This window comes from Actinophytocola sp., assembly GCF_045807065.1.
In the GTDB taxonomy this organism is placed as follows: Bacteria; Actinomycetota; Actinomycetes; order Mycobacteriales; family Pseudonocardiaceae; genus Actinophytocola.
The window spans coordinates 1-10351 of sequence record NZ_JBJMIE010000388.1 but is presented as its reverse complement, the minus strand read 5'-3'; the positions used below and the strand labels follow the sequence as shown (position 1 = coordinate 10351).

Annotated in this window: 8 protein-coding genes; 3 read left to right on the top strand and 5 right to left on the bottom strand. The window is 73.0% G+C overall.

Translation table 11 applies throughout. The features are described from left to right. Positions 1-388 precede the first annotated feature (388 nt). Positions 389-3985 (top strand): helix-turn-helix domain-containing protein, encoded by a 3597-nt coding sequence (locus tag ACJ73U_RS22695; protein ID WP_407779700.1) that lies wholly within the window; start codon positions 389-391, stop codon positions 3983-3985. Positions 3986-4012: 27 nt separating this feature from the next. Here the strand turns inward: ACJ73U_RS22695 and ACJ73U_RS22690 are convergent, their stop codons facing one another. Next, positions 4013-4495 carry a DUF1772 domain-containing protein gene (locus ACJ73U_RS22690; RefSeq protein WP_407779699.1) on the bottom strand — a complete coding sequence of 161 codons (483 nt, stop codon included), beginning with the start codon at positions 4493-4495 and terminating at the stop codon, positions 4013-4015. Between the two features lie 121 nt (positions 4496-4616). Continuing rightward, a complete protein-coding gene (locus ACJ73U_RS22685) occupies positions 4617-5093 on the bottom strand; it encodes a nuclear transport factor 2 family protein (RefSeq protein ID WP_407779698.1) in 477 nt (158 codons plus the stop codon). Between the two features lie 141 nt (positions 5094-5234). On the opposite strand from ACJ73U_RS22685, the gene ACJ73U_RS22680 reads away from it, so the two are divergent. Continuing rightward, positions 5235-6671: an acyl-CoA synthetase gene (locus ACJ73U_RS22680; RefSeq protein ID WP_407779697.1), complete on the top strand. Its 1437-nt coding sequence runs from the start codon at positions 5235-5237 to the stop codon at positions 6669-6671. Positions 6672-6716: 45 nt separating this feature from the next. Continuing rightward, on the top strand, positions 6717-7826 hold the full coding sequence (locus ACJ73U_RS22675) for an MBL fold metallo-hydrolase (RefSeq protein WP_407779696.1): 1110 nt from the start codon (positions 6717-6719) through the stop codon (positions 7824-7826). A gap of 60 nt (positions 7827-7886) precedes the next feature. Here the strand turns inward: ACJ73U_RS22675 and ACJ73U_RS22670 are convergent, their stop codons facing one another. The 3 genes from ACJ73U_RS22670 to ACJ73U_RS22660 all read right to left on the bottom strand — a co-directional run. After that, entirely contained in the window at positions 7887-8600 is a 714-nt protein-coding gene (locus ACJ73U_RS22670) for an ABC transporter permease (RefSeq protein ID WP_407779695.1), read from the bottom strand. Next, entirely contained in the window at positions 8597-9508 is a 912-nt protein-coding gene (locus tag ACJ73U_RS22665) for an ABC transporter ATP-binding protein (RefSeq protein WP_407779694.1), read from the bottom strand. Before ACJ73U_RS22665 ends, ACJ73U_RS22670 begins: the two co-directional genes overlap by 4 nt. Continuing rightward, on the bottom strand, positions 9505-10351 hold an 847-nt coding region (locus ACJ73U_RS22660), incomplete at its 5' end, for a hypothetical protein (protein ID WP_407779693.1). The genes ACJ73U_RS22665 and ACJ73U_RS22660, both read right to left, overlap by 4 nt.

Below are 10351 nucleotides of genomic sequence, written 5' to 3'. Positions count from 1 at the left end.
GGTAGGGGCACCGGTGGCACCTCGACGAGCCCGGCGCCGGTCCGCACTCGTCGCAGAAGCCGTCCCGAACGCTTCCGTGGCACCCCGGCCTTCTACCGGACCTCGACGGGCTTCCCCACGAACGGAGCGTACGAGGCAATCCTCCCCTCGGGCGTATGGATCGCGTCAGTTCGTGCGGCCCCGGCGCGAAGGACGGGGTGGCCTTCGCGCCGGGGACCGCACTCATCTCGGCTGGGCGGCGGCCCGCACCGAGAGCCGGGGACGCGGCACCTCCCCCATCACGGTGTCGCGTCTCATTTCGTACCTCCCCACCCCGGTGCCGAAATGTTTATGGTGGTGCGGCGTTGTTCGACAGCGTCAACGCGTCCGGACAAAGTGGGGGAGGGTCATGCCTCGGCCGGAACGGCCGGTTGACCCGGCGAAAGGCGCGATCCAGGAGTTCGCGGTCGCGCTGCGTGAGTTACGCGAGCGGGCGGGTGGTCCCACCTACCGGTCCCTCGCCGAGCGCACCGGGCTCTCGGTGTCGACCCTCGCCGACGCGGCGGGCGGGCGGCGACTGCCGACGTTCGCGGTCGCCGTGGCGTACGCGGTCGCGTGCGGCGGCGACGAGCACGAGTGGGCGGCGCGGTGGCGGGCCGCGGCCGAGGGTGGGGTCTCGCCGGAGCGTGCGCCGTACCGGGGGCTGGCCGGCTTCCGGGGCGAGGACGCCGATCTGTTCTTCGGGCGCGAGCGGCTGGTGGCGGAACTGGCCGACCGGGTCCGCGAGCACCCGGTGACGGTGGTGCTCGGGGCCTCCGGCGCCGGGAAGTCCTCTCTGCTGGCCGCCGGGCTGGTGCCCGCGCTCGCCGCGAGCCGGCCGGTGATCATGACGCCGGGGGAGCACCCCGCTGACCGGCTGCCGGCGTTCGGTTCGGTGCTGGTCGTCGACCAGTTCGAGGAGCTGTACACGTTGTGCGCGGCGGACGAGCGCGCCCGGTTCCTCGACGACGTGTTCGCCCGCCCGGACCTGCGCGTGGTGGTGAGCGTGCGGGCCGACTACTTCGGGTGCCTCGCCGAGCACCCCGTCCTCGCCGAGGCGTTGCGGACCAACCAGGTGCTGGTCGGTCCGCTGTCCGCCGACGAGCTGCGCGACGTGCTGACCCGGCCCGCCGCGGCGGTCGGCCTGTCCGTGGAGCGGGCGCTGGTCGCGACCGTGTCGCAGGAGGCCAAGGGCCGGGCCGGGGTGCTGCCGCTGCTGTCGCACGCGATGCTGGAGACCTGGCGCCGGCGGCGCGGCACGGTCCTCACGCTCGCCGGTTTCGAGGCGGCCGGCGGCATCGACGGCGCGGTGGTGCGGACCGCGGAGGAGGCGTACGGCTCGCTCGACGCCGCGCAGCGTGAGCTGGCCGCGGAGCTGCTGCTGCGGATGCTGTCGATCGACGAGTCGGTGGCCCGGCGCCGCGTCGACCTGGCGGACCTGCGCAGCGTGGACCCCGGCGCGGGGGTGGTGATCGACCGGCTGGCGGAGGCGCGGCTGGTCACGGTGGACGGCGACACCGTCGAGATCGCCCACGACGCGATGCTCTCGGCCTGGCCGCGGCTGCGTGCCTGGATCGACGACCACCGCGAGGACGTCCGCGCCCACCGGAAGATCAGTGAGGCGGCTCGGCTCTGGGAGGAGAACGAGCGGGACCCGTCCGTGCTGGCCTCCGGCAGCCGGCTCGAGGTGATGAGAGCGCACTCGTCGGAGCTGACCGGGGTGCTGCGGCTCAGCCGTGTGGAGAAGGACTTCCTGGAGCAGAGCGACGACCTGGCCCGGCGGACCGCGCTGGCCACGCGCAGGCGGACCGTGCGGCAGCGCCTGCTGGTCGTGGCGGTCGTGGTCGCCGTCGTCGCGGCCGCCGTCTTCGCGGAGGTCGCCGACCGGGCGCGCACCGACGCGACGGCCGCCCGCGACATCGCGCTGTCGCAGCGGATCGCCGCCGCCGTCCAGAACCTGCGGGTCACCGATCCGGCGCTCGCCGCCCAGCTGGCCATCGCCGGCTACCGCATCGCGCCGACCAGCGAGGCGAGGTCCGCGCTGCTGGAGTCCACGGCCACCCCGCTGCCGGCCAGGTACCTCGGCGCCGGGTCGACCGCCCTGGCCACCTCACCGAGCGGGGCGCTGGTCGCGGTCAGCGACGTCGCCGACGGCTCGGTCACGCTGTTCACCCGGTCGTCGCGGGGCCTGGCCCGGGCCGGCGTCATCGCCTCCGTTCCGTCGGGGGTCGACCGCCCGGTCTCCACGGCCGCCAAGGTGTACGCGCTCACCTTCTCGCCGGACAACAGCCTTCTCGCGATCGGTGACAGGACGGGAACGGTCTCCCTGTGGTCGGTGTCGAGACCACGGAGCCCGGTCCGCCTCGCCCGGTTCGCCGCCGGGGTGGCGGGTCCCATCGAGCGGCTGGCCGTCGACCCGAGCGGCACGGAGCTGGCCGCCGTCGGTGGCAACGAGGTCACGCGCTGGTCGCTGGACGTCCCGATGCAGCCGCGACCGCTGCCGGGCATCCACGCGGCGGCGCGCGTCCGCTCGGTCGCGTACGCACCGGCCGGGGGACTGCTGGCGTTCGGCACCGACGCGGGCAGGGCCCATGTGTGGTCGCTGACCGGCACGCCGACCGAGATCACGGAGCTGGAGTCGCGCGACAAGCCCGCGATGGTGTCGTTCGCGCCCGACGGGCAACTGCTCCTGCGGGGCACGAACGACGCGGCGGTCCGGCTGTGGGACGTGACGGCGTCCCCGGCACGCCCTGGCCGCGCGCTGGACACCCTGGCGGACGTCCGGGTGACGACGGCCTCGTTCAGCCAGGACGGCCGCTACCTGGTGGCGGGCGGCGCCGACTCGACGGTGTACCTGCTGGAGACCGCGACGTGGTCGGTGGTGCGGACGCTGTCGCACCCGGACATCGTGGCGTGGGCGGCGTTCGCGGGCGACGCGGTCGTGACCGTCGCGGACGGTGCGGTCCGCTGGTGGGAGCTGCGGTCCGCGGTCCGGCCCCGTACTCCCGCAGCCATCGGCGAGCTGCGCTACGGCGCGGACGGCACCCGCCTCGCGGTCTTCGCCGAGGGTGGGATCACCCTGCGGCACGACGACGTCCTGCGCACGGCGAGCGGCCCGTACAGCGGCGCGGGCGACCTGTCCCGGGACGGCCGGCTGCTGGCCGCGGGGACCGTCGACGGTGACGTGGTCGTGTTCGACACGTCGGACCTCACGCGGCCGGTCGCCACCCTGCGCGGCGCCGGGAAGAGGATGGAGTTCAGTCCGGACGGCTCGTTGCTGGCGACGGGCGCGGAGGACGGCACGGTCCGCATCTGGCGGCTCGACCACCCGGCCGCGCCGGCCGCGCGGTTCCGCGCCCTGCGCGCGGCGGCGCTCGACGTGAGCTGGCACCCGCGGGGCGGCGAGCTGGCGGTGGCCGGCGCGGACGCGCACGTGTACCTGTTCGACGTCGGCGACCTCCGGGCCCCGCGCCGCCTCGCGCGGCTCGACGGCCCGAGGGGCGAGGTCCACAGCGCGGTGTTCGACCCGGACGGCACCCTCCTGGCCGCGGCGGGCACCGACGGCGTGGTGCGCCTCTGGGACGTCCGGGACCCGGCCGCGCCACACCTGGCCGGCTCGACCGCGAGCACCCCGGCGGGACGGGTCCTCGCGGTGTCGTTCCACCCCCACGGCAACGTGCTGGCGGCGAGCGTCATCGACGGCACGGTGTGGTTGTGGCACGTCGGCGATCCCGCGCACCCCACCCGCGCCGCGGTGCTGGCCGATTCGGGCTCCCCGCTCGACACGGCGGTGTTCCGCCCCGACGGGGACACCCTGAGCGCGGGCGGCGGGGACCGCGTGGTCCACACCTGGCACACGGACGAAACCGCTGTCATAGCCGGCATCTGCGCCGGTACCGGCGACCGGATCACCCCGCGGGAATGGCGGACGCACCTGCCGGACGTCCCGTACGACCCGCCGTGCTAGTCCGGTGTGGGTCCGCGTCCCCGGGCCTCATCCTCCCCAGAGGTACAGCCCCGATCCGCAGAGAACGAGCGCGGCGCCGCTCGTGACGGTGCGGACGGTGTTCCACCGGCGCCAGCGCGGGGAGAAGTCGCCCCACCGCCGCGTCCAGTCGGTGTCCGTGCTGTTCTCCAGCGCGTCGTTGAGGGGAACGTTGATCCGCCCCGTGACGACCAGGCAGCCGGCGAGGTGGACGACCGCCGCCGCGAGGAAGAGCAGCCCGGACGTCCGTTCCCCGAGTCCCAGCAGGAGAGATCCGGTCAGCGCGGCGGTGGGCACCGGTCCGACGAAGGTCGTCAGGAACCGGGGGTTGACGATCGCGGCGTTCATCCCGCGCATGGCCGCGACGGCCGTTCCGGCACCGGTGCGGTCGAGGCCGGGCACGACCGAGTTCGAGTAGGCGAAGAACACGCCGTGGACCGCCGCGAGCAGGACGAGGCTGAGGAGGGCGGCGATGAGGGTGAGGGTGAGCAAGACCGGCTCCCGACGTCGTGCCCGGTTTCTGGTGACGCGAGGCTAACCCGGTTCGCGCGGCTCTCAGCTACCGAAATGCCCGATTCCGGACGGCAGGGCATGATCGCTGGACGATCGGTGCTCAGGCGGCCCGCATGGCGGCGCGGAAGAGCACCTGCTGGTTGCCGTCGACCCACGTGATCTTCTGCGTGACGGCCCGGATCCGCCACCCGTCGGCGGTGCGCAGGAGCCGGAAGTCGTAGGTCCCGCCCACCGTCCACAGCGGAGCCCCGTGCGGGTTGACGAGCCGGTGCACCCCGACGACGTTGGCGCTGGCCCGGGCCTCGTCGCCGTCGAGGTCGACGAGGACGTTGGTGATCAGGTGCTGGGTCGCGTCGAGCCCGTCCATGGTCCGCCGCCAGGACCCCTGCCTGTCGGTGGCGAGCAGCTCGTCGACTCCTGCCTCCTGCGGCTCACCGCCCCACAGGGCCGTGTAGTCGGTGCGGACCCGCTCGGTGAAGAGCGCCTTCAACCCGTCCCAGTCCCGCCGGTCGAGACACCACCCCATCCTGGTCACGGTGTCGGTGACGGCGGCGCGGTCGGCAAGCTCCTGGCTCATGCCCGCAAGCCTGGGCCACGCCGGTCGAGACGGGCTCAACGGCCGTACGAGCGTCCGCGCCGGCTCGCCACTCGGCCGGTGAGCCGCTCGTCGCGACCGATTCTTCAGGCAACCGCTCCGGTATCGGGCAATAGTGGTGGCATGTTTCCCGAACTGGCTTCCGGCAGTGACCGCGAGGCGTTGCGCTTCGGCGCGAAAGCGCTTACATACGGCGAGCTGGCGCGACTGGCGGGCCGGCTCGCCGCCGACCTGAGCAGCCGCGCCCGCGTGGCCGTGTGGGCGACGCCGACGCTGGAGACGTGCGTCGCCGTGGTGAGCGCGCTGGTCGCGGGCGTGCCGGTGGTGCCGGTGAACCCGAAGATCGGCGAGCGCGAGCTGGCCCACATCGTGGCCGACAGCGCTCCCGACCTGCTGCTCGCCGCCCCGGACGCGGACGTGCCGGCCGGCCTTGCCGACCTCCCGCGACTGCCGGTTCCCGTCGAGGTGTCCGGCGCGGTGACCGGTCCGGCCGCCCTGCCCGCCGAGCCGGCCCCGGAGACCCCGGCGTTCGTCGTGTACACCTCCGGCACGACGGGTCCCCCGAAGGGCGTGGTCCTGCCGCGCCGCGCGGTGACGTCGAACCTCGACGCCCTGGCCGAGATCTGGGCGTGGACCGCGGACGACGTGCTGGTGCACGGGTTGCCGCTGTTCCACGTGCACGGGTTGATCGTCGGCGTGGTCGGCCCGCTGCGGCGCGGCGGCACGGTGTGGCACCTCGGCCGGTTCTCGTCCAGTGCCGCGGGCGAGGCCCTGGCCGGCGGCGCGACCATGATGTTCGGCGTCCCGACCATGTACCACCGGCTCGCGCTGGACTGCGCGGCCGATCCCGGGCTGGCCGAGGCGATCGGCCGCGCCCGGCTCCTGGTGTCCGGCTCCGCCGCGCTGCCGGCGAGCGACCACCAGCGCCTCGCCGACGCGACGGGGCAACGGGTGGTGGAGCGCTACGGCATGACCGAGACGCTGATGAACTGCGGCGTGCGCGCGTCCGGCGACCGCCGGCCGGGCACGGTCGGCCCGCCGCTGCCGGGCGTGTCCCTGCGGCTGGTGGACGACGACGGCGAGGTCATCGGGACCAGCGACGGCGAGACGGTCGGCGAGATCGAGGTGACCGGCGACAACCTGTTCCTCGGCTACCTGAACCGCCCGGACGCGACCGAGAAGGTCCTGCGCGACGGCTGGTTCCGCACGGGCGACATGGCGGTGCGCGAGCCCGACGGCTACGTGCGCCTCGTCGGCCGCCGCGCGACGGACCTGATCAAGAGCGGCGGCTACAAGATCGGCGCCGGCGAGATCGAGAACGCGTTGCTGGAGCACCCGGCGGTCGCGGAGGTGGCGGTGACCGGCGAGCCGGACGACGACCTGGGGGAGCGGATCGTCGCGTGGGTCGTGCCCGCCGGCGCGGAGCCGCCTGCGGAGGAGCTGGCCGACCACGTGGCCCGGCTGCTCGCGCCGCACAAGCGACCGAGGGTGGTCCGGTACCTGGCCTCGCTGCCCCGCAACGACATGGGCAAGGTCATGAAGCGCGCGCTCGACGGCTGAGCGCACTCTCAGGCGTTCTCAGCGAGACGGGGGCAGGATGGAACAGTGATCAGAGACCTTGTGCGCCGCTCGGCGCTGTTGGCGCCCGTCGGGGCGTTGGTCGGGGCCGGTGCGTTCGCCGGGTGGCAGGTGCCCGTGGCGATCGGCGGCCAGGCGAAGGGCGCGCGGCTCGAGCGGATGCGCCGGTCGCCCCACTTCCGGGACGGTGCGTTCCACAACACGGAGTCCGCGAGGGTCGGCACGCCGTCCTCAGGTGCCGTGCGGGACCTCGTCTTCGGCAAGGAGGTGCGCCGGCCGACGCGCCCGGTGCCACTCGTCGGCGCGCCGGACTTCGCCACCGACGTCGACGGGCTGCGGGTGTCCTGGCTCGGGCACGCCACCGTGCTCGTTGAGATGGAAGGCAAGCGCTTCCTGTTCGACCCGGTGTGGAGCGAGCGGGTCTCGCCGTCGACCGTGCTCGGGCCCAGGCGTCTGCACCCGGTGCCGTGGGCGCTGGCCGACCTGCCCGAGCTGGACGCCGTGGTGATCTCCCACGACCACTACGACCACCTGGACATGATGACCATCCGCAGGCTCGCCGCGCGGCAGCCGTCGCTGAGGTTCGTCGTGCCGCTCGGGGTCGGCGCGCACCTCGAGCGGTGGCGGGTGCCGGAGCAGAACATCGTCGAGCTGGACTGGGACGAGCGGATCGCCATCGACGACGTCGAGGTCGTCGCCACCGCCGCCCAGCACTTCTCGGGCCGCCTGCGCCCCGGTGGCAACGGCACGCTCTGGGCGTCGTGGGTACTCGCCGGCCGCCACCGCCGCGTCTTCTACACGGGCGACTCCGGCTACTTCGACGGCTACACCCGCATCGGCGGTGAGTACGGCCCGTTCGACGTCACCCTCATCCAGATCGGCGCCTACTCGCCGTACTGGCCGGACATCCACATGACACCGGAGGAGGGCGTCGCCACCCACCGGGCCGTGCGGGGCGGACTGCTCGTCCCGGTGCACTGGGCCACGTTCAACCTGGCCATGCACTCGTGGTCCGACCCCGTCGAACGGCTGCTGGCGGAGGGCGACGACATCCGCGTCGCCGTCCCGAAGCCGGGCCAGGCCCTCGACGTCGACGCCGCCCCGCCCCCCGACGGCTGGTGGCGCACGGTGGCCTGAACCAGACCGAAGTGGTCCAGTGGCTGAGCCGGCTCACCGGCTCGGCCCCTGGACCACCCTCTAGTTGGCCTCGCCCGTCAGCGCGAACGACCGCAGGCGTTGGGTCGCGCCGATCGTGCCGACCAGGATGAAGAGCACGGACATCACCAGCGCCGTGCTCACGGACACCGACGAGCTGATGAGCGGCGTGTTGCCGATCGAGTCGGCGATCGCGGTCGCGTGCTGGCGGACGCTGAAGATCCGGGCGCCGCTGACGTAGGTGACCAGGATGTTCTCCCACAGCACCAGGTAGACCAGGCCCACGGCGACGGGCCGCTTGGTCATCGCCGACAGCGCCAGGAAGAGCGCGCTGTAGGCGAGGCCGCCGATGGCCGCGCCGATCACCAGGCCCACCGCCAGCGAGCCGGAGCCGGCGATCAACGCCGCGGCGGCCAGTGGGACGCCGGTCGCGACCGTGGTCACCAGCCAGGCCACCGCCAGCTTGGACAGCACGATCTCGCTGCGCGCCAACGGCTTCGTCAGCACGTGGGTGATCGTGCCGTCGTCGATCTCCAGGCCGAGCACGCTGCTGCCGATGATCAACGCGGTCAGCGGCAGGACGACGGAGAGGCCGAGGTTCGAGAACACCACCGGGCCCCACTCGGCGTCGTCGGCGTCGGACGTCACGCCGATCAGCGTCAGTCCGACGAGGATGACCGGCATCGGGAGGAGCATCAGCACGCGCCTGCGGCCCAGCATCGCCCGCAGGGTCAGGCTCATGATCGTGAGGTTCATGTCGCCACCAGGTAGGAGAAGACCTTCTCGAGGGATTCGTCGGAGGGCAGGATCTGCGTCAGCCGGATCTTGTGCTCGCGGGCGAGCTTGGCCAGCGAGCGGGTGAACGTGCCGTAGTCGTTGGCCTGCACGAGCACGCCCACCGGCTCCAGGCTCACGCCGGACACCGACGCCTGTGCCATGAGGACGGTCGCGAGCAGGCGGTCGTCGGAGGAGGTGATCGTGAACTGGTGCGGGCGGTTGGTCATGAGCCGCCGGATGTCCCGGTAGTCGCCGGACGCGGCGAGCCTGCCGGCCACGATCACCTGGACCGTGCCGGAGAGCTGCTCGACCTCCTCCAGGATGTGCGAGCTGAACAGGATCGTCCTGCCGTCGTCGGCCATGCGGTTCAGCAGCGCCATCATGTGCATGCGCTGGCGCGGGTCCATGCCGTTGAACGGCTCGTCCAGCAGCAGCACCTGGGGGTCGTGCACGAGCGCCGCCGCGACCCGGCTGCGTTGGCGCATGCCCTTGGAGTAAGTGGCGATCCGCCGGTCCTGCGCGTCCTCCAGCTCCACGATGGACAGTGCGCGCCTGGCCGCGGTCTCGGGGTCGGGCAGCTTGTGCAGCTTGGCGCTCGCCAGCACGAACTCCCACGCGGTCAGGAACCCCGGCACGCTCTCGCGTTCGGTGACCAGGCCGAGCGTGCGGTACATGTCGGGGTTGCGCCACGCCGGCGCGCCGCCGACCATGACCTCGCCCTGGGACGGCGCCATCAGGCCGGCCATCAGGTGCAGGACCGTCGTCTTGCCGGCGCCGTTCGGGCCGAGCAGGCCGGTGAGGCCGGGGCTGATCGTCAGGGTGACGTCGTTAACCGCCACCACGTTGCCGTACCAGCGGGAGACGCCGTTCAACTCGATGGTGCTCACGATTTCACCTTCTCGTAGCGCAGGACGGCCCCCGCCGTGCCCAGCGCGATCAACGCGACCGTGACCAGTGCGTACAGCGAGCCGAAGTCGCCGGTGAACGCGAGGTTGATGTTCAGGCCGAACAACCACTGGTCGACGCCGTTCAGCAGGCTCGCCGGGTTGAGCAGGCCGCCGAGGTTCTGCAGCGTGTCACCGCCGAAGGCCATCACCGCGCCGGAGACCGGGGCGGAGAGCAGGAACAACGCGATGATCATCCCGGAGGCGAACACCCGCCGTCCGGACAGCGAGGCGAGCGGCAGACCCAGTGCGGCCAGCAGCGCCGCGTGGACGACCGCGGCGAGCAGTCCCTGCGCCAGGCCGCCCAGCTCGTCGAAGACGCCGCTGATGCCGGTGTCCGTGTTGAACGCCATGCCCAGGAACATGATCAGCAGGGGGACCGCGTACAGCACGAACACCGCGCTCGCGAGCGCGGCGAGCTTCGTCAGCGCGTAGTCGCGGCGGCGCAGCGGGCGGGACAGGTAGAGCTGCAGCAGGTTGCTGCGCAGGTCCACCGACACCAGCTCCGGCGCGACCACGGCGACGAACACCGTCGCCGCGTAGGTGAACGTCGACACGATCCCGACGTAGTCGATCACCTGGGTCGGCAGCTGGGTGTTGATGACGACCAGGATCAGCGACGCGAGGCTCGCGAAACCCAACAGCGCGAACGGGAGCAGCTTCGCCCACGCGCTGCGTCCCAGCCCGTACGCCGACCGGACACTGTGGACGTACAGTGACCGTGCCGCGTAGCCCCGGCCGAGGCGCGGGCCTTCGTAGCGCTGGTAGCCGATGTCGTGGATGGCG

Coding starts and splice junctions, on each gene's coding strand:
- ACJ73U_RS22695 (WP_407779700.1), top strand. CDS start 389: ATGCCTCGGCCGGAACGGCCGGTTGACCCGGCGAAAGGCGCGATCCAG.
- ACJ73U_RS22685 (WP_407779698.1), bottom strand. CDS start 5,093: ATGAGCCAGGAGCTTGCCGACCGCGCCGCCGTCACCGACACCGTGACC.
- ACJ73U_RS22680 (WP_407779697.1), top strand. CDS start 5,235: ATGTTTCCCGAACTGGCTTCCGGCAGTGACCGCGAGGCGTTGCGCTTC.
- ACJ73U_RS22670 (WP_407779695.1), bottom strand. CDS start 8,600: ATGAACCTCACGATCATGAGCCTGACCCTGCGGGCGATGCTGGGCCGC.